The organism is Xanthomonas sp. WCS2018Noco2-27 (genome assembly GCF_031843525.1).
Taxonomy (GTDB): domain Bacteria; phylum Pseudomonadota; class Gammaproteobacteria; order Xanthomonadales; family Xanthomonadaceae; genus Xanthomonas.
Genome location: NZ_JAVTIK010000008.1, coordinates 139,247 through 159,584, shown reverse-complemented (window position 1 = coordinate 159,584; position 20,338 = coordinate 139,247). Strand labels below are relative to the sequence as shown.

Here is a 20,338-nt window from a genome sequence, read left to right as displayed (position 1 = left end):
GGCGTCAGCGTCAACTGTTGCTGCGCGATGCGGGCCCATCGGCGCACGCACAGCGCGCGTGCGTGCGTGGGCTCAGGCCATTTCCAGCGCGTGCGCTACCGCGCGAAATACACGGCGCATTTCCAGCGGTTTGCGCAACACGTGCACCGGGATGTCGGGCGGAAAATGCACACGCTGCAGCGGCGCGCCGACGTCTTCCAGCACGATCGCCGGACCCTGGTAGCCCAGCTCCTGCATGCTCAGCAGCACGCTCACCGCCGATAGCAAGATGATGTCGCTGTCGATGATCACCAGATCCGGCATCGCGTGCTGCTGCACCAGTTGCAGCGCAGCGGCGCCATCGGTAGCCAGCTGCGGCTGATAGCCCTGGCTGGACAGCGCATTACCCAGCAACGACAGCCGCGTGGCTTCGCCATCCACCAGCAGAATGCGCTGCCCCTGGCCCAGCGCCAGCGGCGGTTCTGTATCGGCAATGGTCACCGAGGCCGCGCGCATCGGCACGATCATGTCGAAGCGCGTGCCTTCGCCCAGCCGGCTGTCGACCTGGATGTTGCCACCGTAGCTTTCCACGATGCGCTTGCACGAAATCAATCCCAACCCGGTGCCATCGGCCTTGGTCGTGAAAAAAGGACTGAACAGGCGAGCGCGCGTTTCATCGGTCATGCCCACGCCGGTGTCGGCCACGCTCATACGCACGCGCGTGGCATCAAAGCGATCGGCCGACAGCACCAGGGTGCCGCCGCCAGGCATCGCCTGGATCGCGTTCAAGCCCAGGTTGAGCAAGCACTGCTGCAATTCGGTGTAGTTGGCTTCGATGGTCAGATCCGAGGCGATCATGTCCATCTGCAGCCGCACGCCATCGGGCAGGCTGCTCCGCAGCAGCATCTGCACCGCCTGGAACAGTTTGGCAATGGACACCTGCTCGCGCGGCTTGTTGGAGCCACGCACAAACGACAGCATCGACTCGGCCATGTCATGCCCGCGCCGGCCGCATTCGGCCACCACATTGGCCAGCTGACGCAGCTGCGGGTCGTCGGTCCGCCCGGCCAGCAGGTCGGGCACGATCAGCAGCGGCTGCAGGATGTTGCGCAGATCGTGGCTCAGGCCGGCCGCCAGCATCGCCAGGCTTTCCAGTCGCTGCGCACGCATCAGCTCGCTTTCCACACGCTGGCGCTCGAGCTCCGCACGCGCTTCGCGGATGGCGCGCATTACCGCGCTCGGCAGCCGCGTGGGGTTGTGCTTGATGATGTAGTCGTTGGCACCGTCCTGCAGCGCCTTGACCGCCGTCTCCTCCCCCATGGTGCCGGAGACGAAGATGAAGGGGGTGGCACCGTTCTGACGCACCAGGCGCAGTGCCTGATAGCCGGAAAATCCGGGCATGCTCAGATCCGACAACACGATGTCCGGCTGAAACGCCTCCAGCGCGCTGCGCAGCGATGGCTCGCTGTCCACGCGCTCGAACGCCGCATCGATGCCGGCATCGAGCAACTGATCGGACAACAGCTCGGCATCTTCCGGTGAATCTTCCACCAGAAGGATCTTCAGCTGCTCCAGTTTGCCACCCTCATGCGGCATGGGTCAGTCCAGCTCCGGTGCCTGATTGATCACCGCCCAGAACGTGCCGAGCGTCTTGACCGCAGTAAAGAATTGATCGACATCCACCGGCTTGACCACGTAGGCATTGACGCCCAGGTCCCAGCTGCGGGCAAGATCGCTCTCTTCGCGCGAGGACGACAGGATCACCACCGGAAGGCGCTTGAGTGCCTCATCGTTGCGCACCTGCTTGAGCACTTCCAGCCCATCCAGGCGCGGCATCTTGATGTCCAGCAGCAGCACCGCCGGCAGGCCTTCCTCGCGGTTGGCATAGGCGCCGCGGCGCAGCAGGTAATCCATGGCTTCCACGCCGTCTTCGACGTGCACGATGGGGTTGGCAAGACGGGCGTCGCGCAGAGCGTCGACTGCCATCTCGGCATCGGCCGGGCTGTCTTCTGCCAGAAGAATGGTACGGATGGCGGTCATACACTGAACTCTTGATTGGGCGCTTCAAGCGCGGGAGGAAGCTCGAAATAAAACGTGGCGCCTTCATCGACGACGCCTTCAGCCCAAATGCGGCCACCGTGACGCGTCAACACGCGCCGCACGCTGGCCAGACCGATGCCGGTACCAGCGTATTCGCTCGCCTTGTGCAAGCGCTGGAACACGCCGAACAACTTGCCGCTGTACTCCATGTCGAAGCCCGCGCCATTGTCGCGCACGCTGAACTGATGGCCGCCGTCGGCCATCGGCGTGTAGCTGACCTCGATCCTGGCCACCTCGCGCTTGGCGCTGTACTTGACCGCGTTGCCCAGCAGATTCATCCACAGCTGGCGCATCATGTTTTCGTCGGCCACCAGCACCGGCAACGGCGCGACATGCCAGTCCACACGGTGGCCGGTATTTTCGCTCTGCACGTTGGAATCCAGGATCGCACGCGTCTCGGCCACCAGCGATTGCATATCCACCGCCTGCAGCCGCAACGCGCTGCGACCCAGGCGCGAATACACCAGCAGGTCGTCGATCAGCGACGCCATGCGCCGCGCCGAGGAGCTGATCACTTCCATGTAGTGACGCGATTTTTCGTCCGCCGCATCGCCAAGATGGCGCGCCAGCTTGTCCGAAAAACCGGCCACATGCCGCAACGGCGCGCGCAGGTCGTGCGATACCGAATAGCTGAAGGCTTCCAGTTCGCGGTTGACCTCCGACACCTGCTCCACCTTGCCCTCCATCTGCCGGTTGAGCTCCTGGATGCGCAGTTGCGAGGCCTTTTGCAGGCTGATGTCGCTGACCGTCATCAGTACCACGTCTTCGTCGACGGTGTCCGGCAGCGGCATGCGGCGGGCGTTGATCAGCATGGTGCGCAACACGCCATCGGCGGCGCGCTGCTCATGCTCGAAGTCCCACAGCTCGCGGCCGCGCAGCAACACGTCTGCCAGGCGCTGATGGAACAGCGGATCGCGCCAGACCCCCTCGCCCACATCTTCCAGCGCCATCAATTCGTTGCCGCGCTCCTCCAGGCCGTACAACTCGGCGAAGGCGGGGTTGTGCAGCACGATGCGTTGATTGGTATCCAGCAACACGATCGGCTCGCGCACAGTCTGCAGCACCGAGCTGGCACGGCCGCTGGCGCGCAGATATTCCTGCTCGGCGGCGAGACGGCGGCGGATCTGCCGCTGCAGCAGCCAAATCACTGTCGCCAGCAAGAGCAGCTGCACGGCAAGCGCGGCCCAGCTCAGCACCGCGTAGTGCAGGCGCTCGGTGTCCGCGCGCGCGTTGCGCAGGGTCAGCAACCGGCCCTCGGCACCCTGCAACTCATCGATCAACACGCGGATCGGGTTGTTCAAGGTCATATCGTCGATCAGCGCGCGAATCTGTGCCTGCCCGGTGGTCACCGCAATCCGCTCGGCCAGCAACAGCCGACGCTCGATGGTGCTCTGGATACGCCCCATGCGCACCTGCTGCGCCGGGTTGTCTTTGGTCAGTTCGATCAATCGCTCGACCGCAGCCAGCGACTCGCGCCGGCCACGCCGCATGCGTTCCAGCAACGCCGGGCGCTCCACGCCGTGCGAGCGCATCAGCGCGGCCGATTCGGTATCGCGCATTGCCGCTTCCAACCGCTGCGCGGTTTCCTGCACTTCCTGGCTATGCGACACCCACACCGCCGCCTGATTGGCGTTGCGCGCCATCTGCTGCAGCAGCAACGACGGCACCACCACAATGAGGCACACGGCAACCGCCAATAAGGGCAGGCGCCAGCGATCCCATCTGTCTGCTTGGACCGTTGTCTGCATTGCTAGGTCTGTATCCGTTCGCTGCACGTGCCTAAAGACGCGTCGGTATTGTCTCCGATCACACCCCAAGCGAGATGAATGATTCAGCCCATGACACCGCCATCGTGACATAGCTGAATGGGCATATCATAAGTGCAGCAAAGGTGAAAATGGCGCGAGAAGGCCGCCGTTTGTCGGCGCCGTGGTGACCGATGAGCCCTGGGCGAGCCCAACGGGGCGCACCACACCACTACTGAGCAGCTGCATGCCTACGTTCGATCCTGCGCGCTGCCACGCATAGACGCTCACCTGATGCGATCGCGCGTCGATAGGTACGGATCCCCGCCAGTACCGAAGGCATCGCCATCCACATCAGAAGACGGCAAGGTCCGCTGCAATGATCCCAAGTCGACGGCATGATCGGATACCAATCAATGCGTCGCCGTTGACAGTGACCGAAGCGTCGATGTCCGTCACCGGCACACAGAGCATCTAACGACGACAAGCTACGCCAACAAAGTAGCCAACAAAACGTAGCGAGCAGATGCTGGGCAGTAAAGCGAATCAGCGCCTGCCAGCACCGCACAGCAAGCCACCGTTCCAGCACTGATCACGCGAGCACGCCGATAAGTGGCCTCCCTAACCACGCACAAAAAAAAGCGCACTCCGTAGAGTGCGCCTCGTGCTCGGTTCAACTGCCTCGCCGCAGCTGGCCCAGCATTCGCTACCGCTGCAATTACATCTTCGCAGCGACGACCTTCAGGCCGGTCGACTTGACGCTCTTGACGCCTTCGATGCCCTTGGCAACAGCCACGGCCTTGTCGTGCTCGGCCTGGGTTGCAACCGAACCGGTCAACATCACGATACCGTTCTTGGTCTCGACCTTGACGTCGGTGCCAGACACGTTATCGGTGGCGAGCAGATCGGCCTTGACCTTGGTGGTGATCCAGGTATCGGTGACCGGCTTCTTGGATTCATTCATGCCGGCGGCGTGGTCCTTGTGCGCGCCCATGTCCTGCGGCGCAGCGAATGCCTGCGAAGCACCCAGGGTCAGACCGAGCGACAACGACAGCGCCAACAGCTTGCGTGCATGCATCATGTTCTTCATTCGAATCACTCCCGTTGAATGTGGCTGCAGCTTGCGGCGGCAGTCGTCGCGTACACGTGACCGTTGCATGCAGAGGTTGTGAACCCCGCGCACACGGGTGAGTGCAATACCATGCAGATTCCCTCGTTCGTTGCGATGAACCGTTTTCAATGGCTAAACCGTTCAATCTGGCCGTCGTCGGCTACGGCTATGTCGGCCACACCTTCCATGCGCCGCTGATCGCCAGCACGCCGGGCCTGCGCTTGCACAGCGTGGTGTCGTCCAAGCCGCAACAGGCGCAAGCCGATTTCCCGGAGATCAGCGTCGTTGCCGACCTCGACAGCGCCCTGGCCGACCCGGCACTCGACGCCGTCGTGCTTGCCACACCCAATCAGACCCACGCGCCATTCGCATTGCAGGCACTGGCTGCGGGCAAGCACGTATTGGTCGATAAACCCTTTGCGCTGGATGCCGCGCAGGCGCGTGCCATGGTCGACGCTGCCGCGGCAGCCGGCCGCGTCATCAGCGTGTTCCAGAATCGACGATGGGACGCAGACTTTCTGACCGTGCGCCGCCTGATCGACGAAGGCCAACTGGGCGAGGTGGTGGAGTTTCATTCGCACTTCGACCGTTATCGGCCGCAGGTCCGCGACCGCTGGCGCGAAAGCGATATCGCGGGCGCAGGCCTGTGGTACGACCTCGGCCCGCACCTGCTCGACCAGGCATTGCAACTGTTCGGCGCACCGCAGGCGATCGCTGCGGATTTGCAGCGCCAGCGCAGCCAGGCGCGCAGCGACGATTATTTTCACGTCACCCTGCATTACCCGCGGCTGCGCGTGATCCTGCATGCTGGCTCGTTGGTCGCTGACAACCGCCTGAGGTTTGCCGTGCACGGCACGCGCGGCAGTTATCTCAAGCACGGCCTGGACACGCAGGAAGACCAGCTGCGGGCCGGGCGTCGTCCTGGCACGGTTGGCTGGGGCGTGGACCCATTACCTGGCACGCTCACCCGCGTGGACGAAGAGGGCCGCGTACACACCCATCAACCCGACAACCTGCCCGGCGATTATCGGCAGTGCTATGCCGCCTTCCGCGATGCGTTGGCAGGCACCGGCCCGGCACCGGTCGATGGCGAAGACGCGGTGCAACTCATGCGCTTGCTGGAACTGGCACAGCACAGCGCTGCAACCGGACAGGTGCAATGGCTGGATGGTAAGCGCACGCTTTGATGACGCAGGCATCGGCTGCTTGCGCACGTAAGGCGTGCAGCCGATGCATGACAACGTTTGGTCATCTTGCGCTGCCGACTTAAAGGCGTGCCATGCGCATGATGCATGCATGCGCAGCGTCGCTGCATCGCGTTGGCGCACCGCGCCATGGCTTTTAGCTGCCGAACACGCGCTACATCAGGCACGCAGACCGAAATAAAACCGTGGCCGCTGAGAGTCGAGCGACACACATCGTGAGCAGCATCGCCCACGCGTAGAACGCGCAGGCGGATCGAGCGCATTCCAATCGAGCAACGACCGCGACGCCGTTCGGCAACCGCGGCCGTGTCAGCGACGCGCTTACGCGTCCTTGCTGCCGATCGCCGGGGCTGCAGCGGCGGTGGTTTTCACTGCATGCCCACCGAACTGGTTGCGCATTGCCGCCAGTAATTTGTCGGTGAACGAATCCTTGTCGCGCGAACGCAACCGCTCCATCAGCGACAACGTGATGATGGGTGCAGACACTTCCAGGTCGATTGCCTCGGCCACCGTCCAGCGGCCTTCGCCCGAGTCGGCTACGAACGGCGCGATACCGGACATGGTCGGATTGTGTTGCAGCGCATCGGCAGTCAGGTCCAGCAACCACGAACGCACCACGCTCCCGTCGCGCCAGATCTCCGAGACCTGGTGCAAATCCAGCGCAAAATCGGTCTTGTGCTGCATCAGGGCGAAGCCTTCGGCGTAGGCCTGCATCATTCCGTACTCGATGCCGTTGTGGACCATCTTGGTGAAGTGGCCGGCACCGCTCGGGCCCACCCGCCCCCAGCCCTTGTCCGCCGCAGGCGCCAGCGTGGCCAGGATCGGATGCAGCGTGGTCACTGCAGACTCTTCGCCGCCAACCATCAGGCTATAGCCTTCTTTCAGGCCCCAGACGCCACCGCTGGTGCCGCAGTCGACGAATGCAATACCGCTTTCCTGCAGTTGCGCCGCGCGACGCTGCGAATCCTTGTAATACGAATTGCCGCCATCAATGACGATGTCGCCGGCCTGCAACAACGGCAGCAGTTGTGCCAGCGTGTCGTCGACGATCTTGCCTGCCGGCACCATCAGCCACACCACGCGCGGGCTCGGCAGCGCAGACACCAGCGCTGCCAACGCATCGGCAGTGACAATGCCCTTGGCCTGTGCGCTGCTACGCGCGCTATCGCCGGGATCGTAGCCGTGCACACGATGCCCGCCGTGCACCAGACGCTCGGCCATGTTGGCGCCCATGCGGCCCAAACCCACCATACCCAGTTCCATAACCACTCCTCAATGATCTGATCAGTGCAGGGTGCCACGCCGGGCGTACGCCGGCGTGGCGGAATTTTCAATGGATTGTTCCGTGACGGTGCTGGCGCCGCACTGTTGCAGCTGCCAATCGATCCATCGCCAGTACAAGGTGGTGCGCAGATTGTGCAAGGTCAGGTCGATCGCATATGGGGTGCGCGGGTTGCGATCGAGCAGGCGCGCGACGTGATAGCCGATCGGCTTGGTGCCTTTGGGATGCACATACACCAGAAAGCCTTGGTAGAACGGATCGTCCAGCAACGTCTGCAGTTCCTGCAGCCGCGCCTGCTGCTGCGGATCAAGCGTTGCCCGCAACGCCGCGTCGCGCTCGTACAGCAACCGCTCGAACCGTCGCTTGCCGGGCCCATGCAGCTGCCTGGAGAGTTCCCAAATCTGCCGGTTGATCGTGTCGTAATGCGCAAAGCCGCCGTGCCGCGCCAACGCCTGCGCCGCCGCATCGCTGACATCCACCACCACGAAGTTTTCGGCCTGGTTATGGATATCGTCCAGATACGCCTTGTCGAACACATGCGCGATGAAGCCTGGCGCACCGACAAACGCCTGGCGCCCCAGTTGCGCGGTCTTCACCGCTTTACCGTCGGCAAAAAATTCGCCGGCGTGTGCGCCAAGCAGAATGCTGTCGGTGTCGTGCAAGGTCAAAAATGTACCGATCGACAGTTCGCCCGGCGTAAATACCTGATCGAATCCGGCATCGCCATACAGTTCGCGCTGCGTGGCGAGCTGGGCCACCTGCCGCCCAACGCCGCATTCGGAACGCACCTGTCCGCGATAGAACGCGTCCAGCGCCTGCGCATTGCTGCCGCGTGGCTGATAGCCGCGGCCAAAGCTCTTGAATCCACTCCAGCCCTGCGCAGCGGCGCCACGCCAGCCGAAGCCGATCCAGCCCAGTTGCAACGCAGAAAACCGGTAATGCGGATTGTCTTGCAGTTGGGTGACGGCGCGCCGTGTGGCGGCGCCAATGTCGAATCCGTAGGCGCATTGGGTAGCGGAATCGTCCAACAGTGCTGTCAGCGCTACGCCGCGTTGCTGCGCGTCCCAGCCCGCCGGCAATGTGATCTGCAGATCGCCCGCTGCGCGCGCCTGCGCAAGCGAGGCCCGCGTACAGGGCGCGCCGCGCTGGATGATTGGCGCACTGATCGACGCACTGTTGATGCTCCAACCCAATCGCCGTAATAACGCTTCCACGCAATCGGGTGCGGCCGTGCTGGCCGTTTGACTTGGTGCAGCAGCGGCCACGTGCAGCAGCTGCAGACCGCACAGCGCCACTGCACAGAACAGCGTAGCCACGCGGCGCCACGCGACGTGCCGCACGCGTGTGTGCGCTGCAGGCGTGGATCGCACCGCCCAGCGTCTGCTCTGCACCTGGAATGCACTCATCGAGCGGAGAAGTGGATTGGCAGCACAGCGCTGCTCCTGGACCAAAACAAAGCCCCGGCAGGACCGGGGCTCATGACATTCACTGCATCACGCTCAGCGACGTTCGCAGACGCGCTCGACCTGGCGATTGCCGTTAGCTTGCTGGCGGTTGCCCTGGATGGTGCGGCCTGCCGCGCCACCGGCAACCGCGCCTGCCACGGTGGCGAGCTTCTTGCCGTTACCGCCGCCAACCTGGTTACCAAGCAGACCGCCGATGGCTGCGCCGGCAAGCGTGCCGCCGATGCGATTCGGGTCGGTGGAATTCTTCTGCACCTCGACGTTCTTGCAGCGCACGCGCGTACCGTCATTGAACCTGCGGCCTTCGTCTGCCGTGGTGTAACGGTGCTGCGAGTAGTTCTGCGCTTGCGCGAAGGTGCTCGTCGCCATCAGAGCGATCAGGGACATACCCATCAGGGAATTGCGCATTTTCATCGTACGTCTCCATCGTTCTCGCCCATTCGGCGAGCCATGGCTGCACTCTGGCCACTGGGTCGAGAACACAACGTGAAGCGCAAAACCCTCTATTCAGGCTTTGGAGCGGTGCGTGAATCGCGCGTCACGGTTGAGTGGCGGGTCCACTCTGCGGCACGTTGGCCGGCGCTGGTGGCGGGTCCTGCGCTTCGACCGGCAACGGTGCGACGGGCGGCTGCTCGACCGTGGTTGGGCTCGGTGCTGCAGCGGTTGGCGCACCAGGCGCGCTGACCGCCGGTGTCGGCGCCGCGGCGGGCAGTGTGGCTGGTGCCGCCGGCGGGTGCGGGGCTGCCGGTACCGGCGCAGGCATCGCGGCGGCGGCGGCAGGCGCCGCTTCGGTCACCTTGGGCAGATAGGAGTTCAGTCGTTCGAAAAAGCGCTTGTAGAAGGCCGCGTCCTGCACCGTGGTGCTGGACACGCGCACCAGCGAGTCGCCGCTGCTGCCCACCGGCAACGACAACGAGCCGAGCACGCCAACACCCACGCTGGCCGAGGTGGAGCTCTTCTTCAATGCGTATCGATCCTGCAGCGCGCTGACGAAGATCTGCGCCTTGCCACCGTCCTGCGTGGCGCAGGAAATCCGTAGATTGAGCTGCTCGCTCTGGTCGGCTTCCTTCAGCTGGAAGTTCTTACTGCCTTCCACCGCCGCGGCATCGGCACGCGTCACGGCGTAGCCCTGACTCAACAGCACGCGCCGTGCGGCTTCGCAGGCCTGTGGCGAGCTGGCCGCCACGCTGCGCGAATACGTATCGTCGGAATTGAACGACTCGCGCATCAGCATGGTGTCGCCCTTGCTGCCGCCGCAGCCCACCAAGGTTGCCAACGCGCCAAGCAACGCGCCGCGCGCGATCAGGGAAGTACACGACATGGGAAGACTCCGGCATCCAAAACCGGGCAAAGCATAGCTGCAACCGATGTGCGCGCGGCGTCGTGTTGCCGGCTCAGGGCATCGGCGGTTCATCCGCTGGCAGTTGCAGGTCGACCTGCAGGCGGCTGCCATCGGCACCGATCCGCTCGGCGCGCAGGTAGTGATGCGCACGTACCGTCGCCAGCGCCACTGGCGCGCGACAGGGTTCGCCCCACAGGCTCAGGCTGAAGCCCTGCACCTGCAGCCAGCTGGTCAGACGGTCCCACAGCGGCTGCTCGGCGCGCAGCATCAAGTCCAGATCCGCCGGGCCTTGCGGCACCAGCGCAGGCGATTGCAGCCAACGCGCATAACTGCCGTGCACCACCACCGGCACGCCAAGCGCCTGCACGGCCTGCAGCAGCTGCGCCGCCTGCTGTACATCCAAGCGGGCGCGGCAGTGCTGAAAGATCAGCGCATATTCGTGGCTACGATTGCTGGCGGTGCCTGCATGTTCCAATCCAGCGGCAGCACGCGGGTAACACAGCACCCGCTCGTCATGCAGGGTGAACAGGCTGCCGAGGATCCGGCCCAACTCCCAGGCCTGCGGGATCATGTGCCCGCCCACACGCACATTCTCGACCATGGCCACGCCAAATGCGCCCGGACGCAACTGCCGCCGCAACGCGTGAAACACCGCGCGCATGCCGGCGAGATACCCCGCGTAGTCGGCGCTGGCATATAGCTGCCCAGCCACCCTCGCACCGCGCCACTGGCAACCGAAATACGGCACGTTGGTCAGGCACAGATCGATCGGCGCAGCCGGCGCGGTCTGCACCAGGCTGCCGACCACGATCGGCGCATCCACGCCGTGCCGTTGCAGCCGCGTGCGTGCCAGCTGCGCACGCGCATCGTCGATCTCCATGCCGTGTGCGTTGCGGCCTTCGAGGGCCGCAGCCAGCAACGTACTGCCGAACCCGCAGAACGGGTCGAACACCTGCTCGCCCGGCTGGCTGAAGTGGCGCACGAACGGCCGCATCTGATTGACCCAACCACAGTCGCGCCCGTTGAGCGGGTCGCGCGCACGCAGATCGTCGGGCAATGCCCAGGCCGCATCATCGGGTGCCGGCGTCCACCAGCTGCGCTGATCGAACTCATCCATCTGCTGCGTCCCACAGCACATCGGCGTCCGGGTCCCATCCCGCACACAGCCGGCCGTTGGCGAAGAACACCAGTTTGTACACATCGCCGGTGGCATGGCGCGCGTGCATCGCCGCGTAATCGGCGCTTTCGAACACCACTTGCATGCCATCGTCGCTGCGCATCCGCACATTCCAGAAGTAATACCCTTCCGTCATGCCGTCCAACTGCCAACGCGACCACCACGGCTGCTGCATGCACTCGGCCAGCAGGTGCTCCACACCAATGCGGTGCTGCTCGATGTAACGCAGTGTGCCGTTGTTGCGATACGCATCATCCAACCGCGACAACTCGCGGAAGATCACCTGACCTGCGCCGCAGCTGCGCGCCCACGCGATATACCGCGCGATCTCCTCGGCGCTACACACCCCGCCCCGTTGCACGATGCACACCAGCCGCACCGGCAGACGTGCAGCAATGCGACGTGCGGTCTGCACGAACGTCGTGGCATCGGCGATGGGCTCGTCCGCGCGGAAGCGCATGATCGCGTTGTTATGCGCCTGCAACGGGTGGTGACGCGACAGCTCGATCCAGGACACGCCGAAATCGACCAGCGCATCGAGCAGACGCTCAGCGTGCGCACGCGCCAGGCCTGCACCATTGCTATACAGCACGCGCTGCTCGACGCGCGGGCCATTGGGCGTGGTCGACAAGGTGTGCAGCAAGGTCAGCAGCCACTGCGCGTCGTCGGTCATTTCCAGGCCCGACAGCGAATACGACAACGGCACCGCATGCAGCAACTGCAGTGCGCTGCGCAACTGTGCGAAATAGTCCGGGCCCGGACGCAGCATCGACCCCGCCAGACCGCCCGCGTGCTGCCGCAGATTCTCCGAACAAAACCCGCAACGCGCCGAACAGGGCCGCACCGAGGCGTACGGCGTCAACGTAATCGGCAATGCAACCCGATAGCGGCGTGCGCCGATCTGCAACGCATGCCATCGATTGCTGTCGTCCTGCAGCGGCACGCGCCGCTGCAGGTTGGGTGCCGTGGCGCGCAACTGCGCCAACAGTGGTGAGGCAGGCAACAGCGGCACAGCGTCGATGGAAGCGGGCATGGGCATGCCTGCGTGCAACCCGTCAGCGCCGGGCGGCATCGGCACGCTCGCGTACCTGCTGCAACGTCCATTCCTGCTGCATCGCGCCGTTTTCCCACACCGTCACCAACGCATCGTCGCTGTCGGTGCTGGCGGCTACCTCGTCGAGCAACGCACTGCGGTAACTGCCATCGCGACGGTCGCGCAGCAGAGTCAGCCGGCCGCGCTTGCTCTGCTTGCCCTGGTCGGTGATCGGGTCCTTATAGACGTCGATCCACTGACCATCTACACGCACTGCCGAGCACTTCAACGCAAACTTCTGCGTGTCGCGGTCCACCTTCTGCAGCAATGCACCACCCATACCGAAGGCGACGTTGTCGGCGGCATAACCGGCTGCAGTGATGCGCTCCAGAATGGCGCGCAACGACTGCGGATTGATGCCGTCGCCCTGAATCACGCGCACATGGTTGAGCACCTTGTAGCCCTTGCTATTGACCTGATGCCCGAAGGCCTCGTCCAGCAATAGCAGGCACTGTTCGACCACATCCACCGGGTCGCCGGAATCGGGGCGGATCACCACCGTCGCGCCGGAGGCAACGATCTCCTCGCGCAAAGTGGTGCCCCAATGCTCGCGAATGGCGCGATAGATGTCGTAGCTATCGGACACCACGGCCACGATGGAACCCGGGTGCGCGAATTGCTTGAGCATGTTGCGGTACGCATCCACCTCGCGCTCGCGGCCCCAACTGGTGATGGTGCTGTGCTCGGCGGCGGGAATCGAAAACCCCGCCACCGGCGTGTGGTAATGCGCGCGTGCCAGCAGCAAGGCCGACAACGTATCGGTGCCGAGGAAGTTCACCAGATGCGCGGCGCCACCGAGGGCTGCCGAGCCAAGACTGGACACACCGCGCGCGCCAAAGTCGTGCAGCTTGAAGGGCAACTGGCCTTCCGGATCGTCGCTGGTGCGCTCCAGGTAATCGCGCACGATCTGCTTCACCTGCCAGCTCACCGTGGCCACCGTCACCGGGTACCACACGCGCAGCAACAAGGTTTCCAGATACGACGGCACCCAGAACGCCTTGGCGTCGGTGGATTCGATCGTCATCAACACGTTGTGCGTGGGCACCACCGCACCTTCGGGCACCGCACGGATACGGATCGGCAACTGCCCGCCAAGGCGGTCGACGATATCGCGCCAGCCCGCTTCGTTGAACGGCTCGCCATGCGCGGCCAGCAAGGCCTTGGCATCGTCGATGTCGGCGTGGGTCACCGGACGGTTGATGGCTTCTTTCAGTATCGACTGCAGACCGAAGAACACGGTCTGGTCGTACACGCCGCCGCGCGATTCGACATAGAAAAACGAGGCATCGGTACCGGGCGGATACTGCAGCCAGTGGCTAGCCTTGTAGCTGTCGGTATTGAGTAGCAGGTTATCGAGGTAATGCATGACGGAAGCTCCTTCGCGTCGGGAAAACCAGCGGTCTGTCCGCCGGTGGGAGGTCGTGATTCAAGCAAGACGCATCGACGTGACCGACGCCGGTCGGCAGCGGCACGCAGGCGATGACGTCGCGCTCAGCCACGACCCAGGAAGAATTCAAGAATATGCAGGTGGTCTTCGTACAGCCGCGGGCCCATCGCCATGACTTCGGCAATCGGAATCCAGCGCGCCTTGTCGGCATCGTCGCCACCGCGCACCGCGGGCAGCTCACCGGCCGGAAATTCGAAATGGAATGCATGGGTGATGGTGCGACCGCGCAGGCTGCGCTCGGGATGATCGAAGACCTGGCGTCCGCGCAACGAACCCTTGAGCACCGGCACCGGGACCTTGAGCCGTGTTTCCTCGCGCAGCTCGCGCAAGCAGCTGTCCAGCAGCCCCTCTTCCTGGGCAACGAAACCGCCCGGCAGTGCCCACAACCCCTTGCCCGGCTCGGCGCGCCGCCGCACCAGCAGCACGTGCCCGGAATGCACCACCACCGCATCGGTGGTTACGAAAGTCGGTGCATACGGCGCATCCTTCCAGGCCGCGCGGTACTGCTCGATGAAGCGGTATTCCGCCACCAGTTGCGCGTAGCTGGGCGAATTGCGCCGGAACGCTTCCAGCATCTCGTACACCGGCGCCGGCACATTGCCGCGCAGCATCAGCAACCCGCCATGAAAACCGATGTCGCCAGCCTCGAACAGATAACGGCGTAACTCGGTTGCCGACAACGTGGCGGTATGTTGCACGTCTTCCAGCGGCCACTGCGGAAACTCGCGCAGGTAATAACTGCTGGCGTCCTTGTCCATGCCGATCAGGCCGATGCGCGCATCGAGCGTGCCACCATCGGCTTTCACCACTTCGGCAACCTGGCGCTGCACTTCTGCAATCCACAGGCTTTCGTTGTACAGATGGTCGCGCAACGGACGCAGGATCAAACGCTCGCTCTCGCCCGGCAATGCGGACTCGATCATCACTGCGCGTTCGGCAACGGTCCAGGGGTTGCGGATGGTGCGTGGTGTGTCGGCCGAGCCGATCAACACAATGAGCTTGTTCGCTTTGCCCAGCGCGTGGCGGGCGACGGCAGCGTGGCCGTTATGAAAGGGCTCGAAACGCCCGATAAACACAAGATAGTCGTACTGTGCTGCCATGAGAATCCCTCACGGTTGAGTGGTCAGTCAGCGGTCTCTCCGCTGGCTTGCTGCAAATGCTACGCCGATAGGTGGCCACGTCAAGCGTGTTTGTTCAATCGCGCGCCGACACACTATGTCATGCACGCGGACTAGACTTGGCTGCTGGCCATTCCGGAATCCATCGCATGCCACAGCAGTCCCTTCGCGCTGTCTCTCGGCCATTGCTCGCTGTCATCGCCGTGCTGTGCATGACGCTATCTGCATGGGCTGCACCTGCACCTGCGCCATTGCGGGTGATGTCGTTCAACGTGCGTGTGCCGGTAGACACCGACGGCGACAAGCGCTGGTCGGTGCGACGCACGGCCATGGTCGAGCTGATCAAGCACACCCATCCCGATGTCTTCGGCACCCAGGAGTTGGTGCAGGATCAGGCGCAGTATCTGGCGTCGCAGTTGCCTGCTTACCGCTGGTTCGGCAAGGGCCGCCGCGCCGATGGCAGCGATGAGCATATGGGCGTGTTCTACGATAGCCATGCGCTGTCGGTCGTGGAATCGGGCGATTTCTGGCTGTCCGACACCCCCGACGTGCCCGGCAGCAGCAGCTGGAACACCGACCTGCCGCGCATGGTCACCTGGGCCTTGTTCGAGCGCCGCAGCGACAAGCACCGTTTTTATCTGTTGAACACCCATCTGCCGCACCGCGACCAGGATGAGGCAGCGCGCGAACAAGGTGCGCGCATGATCCTGTCGCGTATCGCAAGCTTGCCGGCAGATGTTCCGGTGGTACTGACCGGCGATTTCAACAGCGATCCCGATCAGGGCACCTACCGCACGCTCACCGCAACGCTTAAGGACGCACGCGCCAACGTGGCGACGCCGCAAGGCCCCGAAAAAACGTTCCAGGACTTCAGCACCCGCCCGACCCGGCGCATCGACTGGATCCTGTTTCGCGGTCTGACACCGACACGCTTCACCACGCTGGACGCGCGTCCTGGCGGTGTCCTGCCGTCGGACCACTACCCGGTGTTGGCCGAATTCGCCTGGCCGCGTTGATCGCGCCGGCAAAGTGACACTGTCACGATGCCGGCCTGTCTGACGGTACGCAGGTCAGTCGCGTTGCAGACAGTCGACCAGCGCTTGCAGGATGGGCGACGACGCAGACGCGTGAGGCAGTACGATCGAAAGTTGCCGAGGTGCCCACGCTTCATCCAAGGGCACCGTGCCCAGCTGATCGCGCACGCATGAGCGCTGCACTGCGGCGTTCGGAAGAATTGCCATGCCCATGCCTTGCGCGAGCATGCGGCACAACGCGTCGATCCCTTGTACCTTTGCACGCATGCGCACCTGCGCGCCGGCCCGGTTCATTTGCACGCGCAGATGCCGTTGCAAGGCGCTGTCGCCAGCCAGCCCCAGCATGTCCATTCCCGCGAGTTCGCTTAATCGCAACGTCGAGGCGCCGGCCAGTGGATGAGTGGCAGCCATCACCAGCACCAGCCGATCCTCACGGAACGGCAGCACCTGCAGCCCACTGACGTCGGCATGGCCTGCGACCACGGCGATGTCGGCGCGCTCCTCGCGCACCGCATCGGCCGCCTCGTCGCTCCCCTGCTCGGTCAGCGCCAGATCCAGCTGTGGATGTGCGATGAGAAACTCCGCCAGCCGTTCGGGCAGCCATGCCGACAGCGCCGCAGTATTGGCCGCCAGCCGCAGCGTCACCTGCCCGCCGCCCCCGTAGCCGCCCAGCTCCAGCTGCAACGCCTCGGTCTGGCGCTGCAATTGCCGTGCGTGCCGCAGCAACACGCCACCGGCCGGGGTCAGGCTGACACCGCGGCGCCCGCGTTCCAGCAGGGCGGCGCCCACTTGCACCTCCAGCGCGCGAATCCGTGCGCTGGCAGCCGCCAACGACAATGCCGCGCGCTGCGCACCGGCAGTGATGCTGCCCGCCTCGACCACCGCAATGAACAACCGTAAATCCACAAATTCCAGATGCATGACCGCTCCCCAAGCACGTGTACGTCAATCGAAGTGCACTCGCCGCCGACGAAGCCGGTCAGCCCATTGATCCTTCCACGGTGGGCATCTTATGCCTCAGCCTTCGTCTCAACCGAAGCCTGCATCAAACAATCACGCATTGCGTGGCGCAAAACACACCCGGATCCTTGCCTGCATGCAGACCTTGCACACCCACTGGTATCTGATCGCAGGCATTTTTTTGCTGGCTGGCTGGGTCAAGGGCGTGGCCGGGATGGGCTTGCCGACTGTTGCAATGGGGCTGCTGGGTCTTTGGCTGACGCCTGCCGAGGCAGCGGCATTACTCGCACTGCCTTCGCTTGTGACGAATGTGCAGCAAGCCTGGGGGCCAGACACGCCAACCCTGCTGCGACGTCTGTGGCCATTGCTGGCAACCGTGACACTCGGCACCTGGCTGAGCGCGGGAGTGCTGACAGGCGCTGATCCCACTCTAGTCCGCGCCGGGTTGGGCGTGCTGCTGGCACTGTATGCCTTGCTTGGGCTGGCGCGCCGACACTGGACGATGCAGGCGCATCACGAGCGCTGGGCAGGACCGTTGGCCGGACTATCCACCGGTTTGTTGAGTGGCGCCACCGGGGTGTTCGTGCTGCCATCGCTGCCCTACCTCACCGCACTGCAACTGCCGCGCGAGCTGTTGATCCGGTCTCTTGGCTGGTGCTTCGGAGTGGCGACGCTGGCGCTGGCCAGTGCCCTTGCCTGGCACGGCGCGCTTCCCGGCACGGCGATCGGTCCATCGGTGTTGGCGCTGCTGCCCACCGCCATCGGCATGTGGCTGGGCGCCTGGGTGCGTAATCGCATTTCCACCGATACGTTTCGGCGCTTTTTTTTCGCCACGTTGCTGGTGCTCGGCCTGCAAGGCGTTTGGCAGGCATTGGCGTAAAGCTACGTCAGAGGCAATGACGCGTTGCACGACACACCGGCACGGCAGCCAGCCAATCGATCAGCTGTCAAACCCGCCTGCGGTGCCGTGCCCGATATGCAAGGGGCGGCCAACAAAAACGCCACCGCAGTGCGGTGGCGTTTTTTACTTCAACCCAATGCTGTCGCCAGGTGCTCAGCGAACGATCAGTCAGCCCAACGGCCCGGCGCTGTCGACTGCGGCAGCACCTGCGCCGACAGCGGCTGATCCTGCACGAGCAGGCCCAGCGCATCGGCGAGAATCGCTGCAGATTCGTGCAGCAGCGGATCGGGACGCTTTTCCGCCGCCTTCTCGCGTGCCGTGTCCTTGACGATGTCACGCTCGTTGCCGGTCAGGCCGTCATCGCTGTCATCGGCAAGCGGATCGAGCGGCAAGCCCAGCTGCTTGCGCACCTGCTGGCGATCCTTGCGCTGCTGGTCCTGCTTCTGACGCTCGGCAACACGCTCGGCTTCGTTCAACGAGATGTACTTCTTGGCTTTTTCGTCGCGGAACTGCTTGACGTCCTCTTCCCACCACTGGAACTCCTTGTCGGTAGCGATGCGCGCAGTGTGCAGCGTCTGCAACTTGGGCAGCAGCGGTGCGAAGTTGCCGTACTGGGTGTGCGGTGCGGCAGCGATACGTGTCCAGGGCAGGGCGTTGTCGTAGGTGCTTTCGCCGAACTCGGTGGCATCCACGCTGGCCGGGAACGCGATATCCGGCACCACGCCCTTGTGCTGCGTGCTGGAGCCGCTGACACGGAAGAACTGCGCAATCGTCAGCTTGACCTGTCCATAGCGCTGCCCTTCGGCAGCCGGCCAACGGTCCAGATCGACGATGTTCTGCACGGTGCCCTTGCCGAAGCTGGTTTCACCGATCACCAGGCCGCGACCGTAATCCTGAATCGCACCGGCAAAGATTTCCGATGCCGAGGCCGAGCCACGGTTGATCAACACGCCCAGCGGACCATCCCAGGCGACCTTGGGATTGCTGTCGCCATTGACGGTGACGCGGCCACCGGATTCGCGCACCTGCACCACCGGCCCCTGCTCGATGAACAGGCCAGTGAGTTCGATCGCTTCGTCCAGCGAACCGCCACCGTTGTTGCGCAGGTCCAGCACCACGCCGTCGACCTTGTCGGTCTTGAAGCCAGCCAGCAGCTTGGCGACGTCGCGCGTTGCGGACGCGTAATCGGTCGCGTTACGGCGGCGGCCTTCGAAATCCTGATAGAAGCCCGGCAGCTTGATGATGCCGATGCGGCGTTCCGGTTCGCTGCCCTTGGCCGGCAGGGTGATCGTCTCACCCTTGGCCGCCTGTTCGGCCAGACGCACCTTCTGACGGGTCAGGGTCACCATGCGGTGCTTGCCGTCGATGCCCGACTCGGCCGGAATGTACTCCAGGCGCACCTGGGTATCCTTGCTGCCGCGGATCTTGGCCACCACATCGTCGATGCGCCAGCCGATCACATCTTCGATCGCGCCGGACTTGGCCTGCCCCACGCCGACGATGCGATCGCCCGGCTTGAGCGTGCCATCCACCGCCGCCGGACCACCCGGGATCACCTCGCGGATCACCACCATGTCGTCCTGCTTCTGCAGTTGCGCGCCGATGCCTTCCAGCGACAGCGACATCTGCTGGTTAAACGTCTCGGCAGTGCGCGGGGTGAAGTAATCGGTGTGCGGGTCGACTGCGTTGGTGTATGCGTTGACGAAGGACTGGAACACATTCTCGCCGGTCAGCTGCTTCACCGAGTCGGCGAGCGCGGCGTAGCGCTTGTCCAGGGTCTTTCGGATCTCATCAGGCTTCTTGCCGGCCAGCTTCAGGCGCAGCCAGTCGTTCATCACCGACTGCCGCCACAGCACATCCAGCTGTTTGTCGTCCGACGCCCAAGGCACGTCCTTGCGGTCGTACTCGAACTTGTCGCTACCGTTGAAATCGAAGTCCTGCTTGAGCAGGTCGCGCGCGTATTTGACGCGCTGATCGACGCGCTTTTTGTAGACCGCAAACACCTGGAACGCCGGCTCCAGGTTGCCGCCGCGTAGCGCGTCGCCCACGCCGGCCTGCAGCGGCGCGAAGCCGTCGATGTCGGCCTGGGTAAAGAACTGTTTGCCGCCATCCAGCGATTCCAGATAGCGCTTGAAGACGTCCTTGGACATGCCCTCGTCCAGCGTCCGCGGACGGTAGGCATAGCGACTGTCGGACAGCAGGCCGTAGACAAGTTTGGTCGCCGTCGCCTGATCGGGCGTGGCGGCGGCCGGCAGCGCTGTATCGGCGCGTGCGAGCAAGGCCATCGGAGTGGTCAACACCAGCGCCAGCAGGCCGGCCTTCATGGACGCAGAAACGTTGTAGGTCATCGAATGGCTCTCGGCACAAGGCCGACGAAAGAA

General features: G+C 64.1%; 17 protein-coding genes. 3 read left to right on the top strand and 14 right to left on the bottom strand.

The window, feature by feature from the left end; all coding sequences use genetic code 11:
* Window positions 1-72: 72 nt before the first annotated feature.
* The 4 genes from RQH86_RS14575 to RQH86_RS14560 all read right to left on the bottom strand — a co-directional run bounded on the left by RQH86_RS14575 (window position 73) and on the right by RQH86_RS14560 (window position 4,914).
* Window positions 73-1,575: a response regulator gene (locus RQH86_RS14575; RefSeq protein ID WP_311238966.1), complete on the bottom strand. Its 1,503-nt coding sequence runs from the start codon at window positions 1,573-1,575 to the stop codon at window positions 73-75.
* Window positions 1,576-1,578: 3 nt separating this feature from the next.
* Complete coding sequence (locus RQH86_RS14570; protein ID WP_055850673.1) at window positions 1,579-2,019, bottom strand: response regulator; 441 nt, start codon at window positions 2,017-2,019, stop codon at window positions 1,579-1,581.
* Window positions 2,016-3,827 carry an ATP-binding protein gene (locus RQH86_RS14565; RefSeq protein ID WP_311238967.1) on the bottom strand — a complete coding sequence of 604 codons (1,812 nt, stop codon included), beginning with the start codon at window positions 3,825-3,827 and terminating at the stop codon, window positions 2,016-2,018. The genes RQH86_RS14570 and RQH86_RS14565 overlap by 4 nt, the downstream gene beginning before the upstream one ends.
* Before the next feature lie 715 nt (window positions 3,828-4,542).
* Window positions 4,543-4,914, bottom strand: coding sequence for a BON domain-containing protein (locus RQH86_RS14560; protein WP_055850667.1), 372 nt, complete (start codon window positions 4,912-4,914; stop codon window positions 4,543-4,545).
* Window positions 4,915-5,063: 149 nt separating this feature from the next.
* Here RQH86_RS14560 and RQH86_RS14555 point away from each other — a divergent pair, with 149 nt between their 5' ends.
* Window positions 5,064-6,122: an oxidoreductase gene (locus RQH86_RS14555; protein WP_311238968.1), complete on the top strand. Its 1,059-nt coding sequence runs from the start codon at window positions 5,064-5,066 to the stop codon at window positions 6,120-6,122.
* A 339-nt stretch (window positions 6,123-6,461) separates the two neighbouring features.
* On the opposite strand, the gene gnd is transcribed toward RQH86_RS14555, so the two are convergent.
* The 8 genes from gnd to RQH86_RS14515 form a co-directional block, all read right to left on the bottom strand.
* A complete protein-coding gene (gene gnd, locus RQH86_RS14550; RefSeq protein WP_115527038.1) occupies window positions 6,462-7,403 on the bottom strand; it encodes a phosphogluconate dehydrogenase (NAD(+)-dependent, decarboxylating) in 942 nt (313 codons plus the stop codon).
* Between the two features lie 21 nt (window positions 7,404-7,424).
* The gene (locus RQH86_RS14545) at window positions 7,425-8,828 is read right to left on the bottom strand and encodes a hypothetical protein (protein ID WP_236699268.1); all 1,404 of its coding nucleotides are present in this window, start codon (window positions 8,826-8,828) and stop codon (window positions 7,425-7,427) included.
* Window positions 8,829-8,921: 93 nt separating this feature from the next.
* On the bottom strand, window positions 8,922-9,299 hold the full coding sequence (locus RQH86_RS14540) for a glycine zipper 2TM domain-containing protein (RefSeq protein WP_055850660.1): 378 nt from the start codon (window positions 9,297-9,299) through the stop codon (window positions 8,922-8,924).
* Window positions 9,300-9,423: 124 nt separating this feature from the next.
* The gene (locus RQH86_RS14535; RefSeq protein ID WP_311238969.1) at window positions 9,424-10,206 is read right to left on the bottom strand and encodes a DUF2242 domain-containing protein; all 783 of its coding nucleotides are present in this window, start codon (window positions 10,204-10,206) and stop codon (window positions 9,424-9,426) included.
* A gap of 73 nt (window positions 10,207-10,279) precedes the next feature.
* On the bottom strand, window positions 10,280-11,344 hold the full coding sequence (locus RQH86_RS14530; protein ID WP_311238970.1) for a DNA methyltransferase: 1,065 nt from the start codon (window positions 11,342-11,344) through the stop codon (window positions 10,280-10,282).
* On the bottom strand, window positions 11,337-12,437 hold the full coding sequence (locus tag RQH86_RS14525; protein WP_311238971.1) for a hypothetical protein: 1,101 nt from the start codon (window positions 12,435-12,437) through the stop codon (window positions 11,337-11,339). Before RQH86_RS14525 ends, RQH86_RS14530 begins: the two co-directional genes overlap by 8 nt.
* A 22-nt stretch (window positions 12,438-12,459) precedes the next feature.
* The gene (locus tag RQH86_RS14520; RefSeq protein WP_311238972.1) at window positions 12,460-13,863 is read right to left on the bottom strand and encodes a nicotinate phosphoribosyltransferase; all 1,404 of its coding nucleotides are present in this window, start codon (window positions 13,861-13,863) and stop codon (window positions 12,460-12,462) included.
* Window positions 13,864-13,988: 125 nt separating this feature from the next.
* Window positions 13,989-15,044, bottom strand: a complete 1,056-nt coding sequence (locus RQH86_RS14515) for a bifunctional nicotinamide-nucleotide adenylyltransferase/Nudix hydroxylase (RefSeq protein ID WP_115512599.1) — start codon at window positions 15,042-15,044, stop codon at window positions 13,989-13,991.
* 167 nt (window positions 15,045-15,211) lie between these two features.
* Here RQH86_RS14515 and RQH86_RS14510 point away from each other — a divergent pair, with 167 nt between their 5' ends.
* A complete protein-coding gene (locus RQH86_RS14510; RefSeq protein WP_311238973.1) occupies window positions 15,212-16,078 on the top strand; it encodes an endonuclease/exonuclease/phosphatase family protein in 867 nt (288 codons plus the stop codon).
* A gap of 54 nt (window positions 16,079-16,132) precedes the next feature.
* Here RQH86_RS14510 and RQH86_RS14505 read toward each other — a convergent pair whose 3' ends face one another.
* Window positions 16,133-17,017, bottom strand: a complete 885-nt coding sequence (locus RQH86_RS14505; protein ID WP_115512601.1) for a LysR substrate-binding domain-containing protein — start codon at window positions 17,015-17,017, stop codon at window positions 16,133-16,135.
* A gap of 175 nt (window positions 17,018-17,192) precedes the next feature.
* Between RQH86_RS14505 and RQH86_RS14500 the strand changes: the two genes are divergently transcribed.
* Complete coding sequence (locus RQH86_RS14500) at window positions 17,193-17,936, top strand: sulfite exporter TauE/SafE family protein (RefSeq protein ID WP_311238974.1); 744 nt, start codon at window positions 17,193-17,195, stop codon at window positions 17,934-17,936.
* A gap of 185 nt (window positions 17,937-18,121) precedes the next feature.
* Here RQH86_RS14500 and RQH86_RS14495 read toward each other — a convergent pair whose 3' ends face one another.
* Window positions 18,122-20,281 (bottom strand): carboxy terminal-processing peptidase, encoded by a 2,160-nt coding sequence (locus tag RQH86_RS14495; protein ID WP_193552426.1) that lies wholly within the window; start codon window positions 20,279-20,281, stop codon window positions 18,122-18,124.
* Window positions 20,282-20,338: the final 57 nt, after the last annotated feature.

Bases quoted from the DNA above. Each gene is read 5' to 3' on its own strand.
- RQH86_RS14575 (WP_311238966.1), bottom strand. From the start codon at position 1,575: ATGCCGCATGAGGGTGGCAAACTGGAGCAGCTGAAGATCCTTCTGGTG.
- RQH86_RS14570 (WP_055850673.1), bottom strand. From the start codon at position 2,019: ATGACCGCCATCCGTACCATTCTTCTGGCAGAAGACAGCCCGGCCGAT.
- RQH86_RS14565 (WP_311238967.1), bottom strand. From the start codon at position 3,827: ATGCAGACAACGGTCCAAGCAGACAGATGGGATCGCTGGCGCCTGCCC.
- RQH86_RS14560 (WP_055850667.1), bottom strand. From the start codon at position 4,914: ATGAAGAACATGATGCATGCACGCAAGCTGTTGGCGCTGTCGTTGTCG.
- RQH86_RS14555 (WP_311238968.1), top strand. From the start codon at position 5,064: ATGGCTAAACCGTTCAATCTGGCCGTCGTCGGCTACGGCTATGTCGGC.
- gnd (WP_115527038.1), bottom strand. From the start codon at position 7,403: ATGGAACTGGGTATGGTGGGTTTGGGCCGCATGGGCGCCAACATGGCC.
- RQH86_RS14545 (WP_236699268.1), bottom strand. From the start codon at position 8,828: ATGAGTGCATTCCAGGTGCAGAGCAGACGCTGGGCGGTGCGATCCACG.
- RQH86_RS14540 (WP_055850660.1), bottom strand. From the start codon at position 9,299: ATGAAAATGCGCAATTCCCTGATGGGTATGTCCCTGATCGCTCTGATG.
- RQH86_RS14535 (WP_311238969.1), bottom strand. From the start codon at position 10,206: ATGTCGTGTACTTCCCTGATCGCGCGCGGCGCGTTGCTTGGCGCGTTG.
- RQH86_RS14530 (WP_311238970.1), bottom strand. From the start codon at position 11,344: ATGGATGAGTTCGATCAGCGCAGCTGGTGGACGCCGGCACCCGATGAT.
- RQH86_RS14525 (WP_311238971.1), bottom strand. From the start codon at position 12,437: ATGCCCGCTTCCATCGACGCTGTGCCGCTGTTGCCTGCCTCACCACTG.
- RQH86_RS14520 (WP_311238972.1), bottom strand. From the start codon at position 13,863: ATGCATTACCTCGATAACCTGCTACTCAATACCGACAGCTACAAGGCT.
- RQH86_RS14515 (WP_115512599.1), bottom strand. From the start codon at position 15,044: ATGGCAGCACAGTACGACTATCTTGTGTTTATCGGGCGTTTCGAGCCC.
- RQH86_RS14510 (WP_311238973.1), top strand. From the start codon at position 15,212: ATGCCACAGCAGTCCCTTCGCGCTGTCTCTCGGCCATTGCTCGCTGTC.
- RQH86_RS14505 (WP_115512601.1), bottom strand. From the start codon at position 17,017: ATGCATCTGGAATTTGTGGATTTACGGTTGTTCATTGCGGTGGTCGAG.
- RQH86_RS14500 (WP_311238974.1), top strand. From the start codon at position 17,193: ATGCAGACCTTGCACACCCACTGGTATCTGATCGCAGGCATTTTTTTG.
- RQH86_RS14495 (WP_193552426.1), bottom strand. From the start codon at position 20,281: ATGAAGGCCGGCCTGCTGGCGCTGGTGTTGACCACTCCGATGGCCTTG.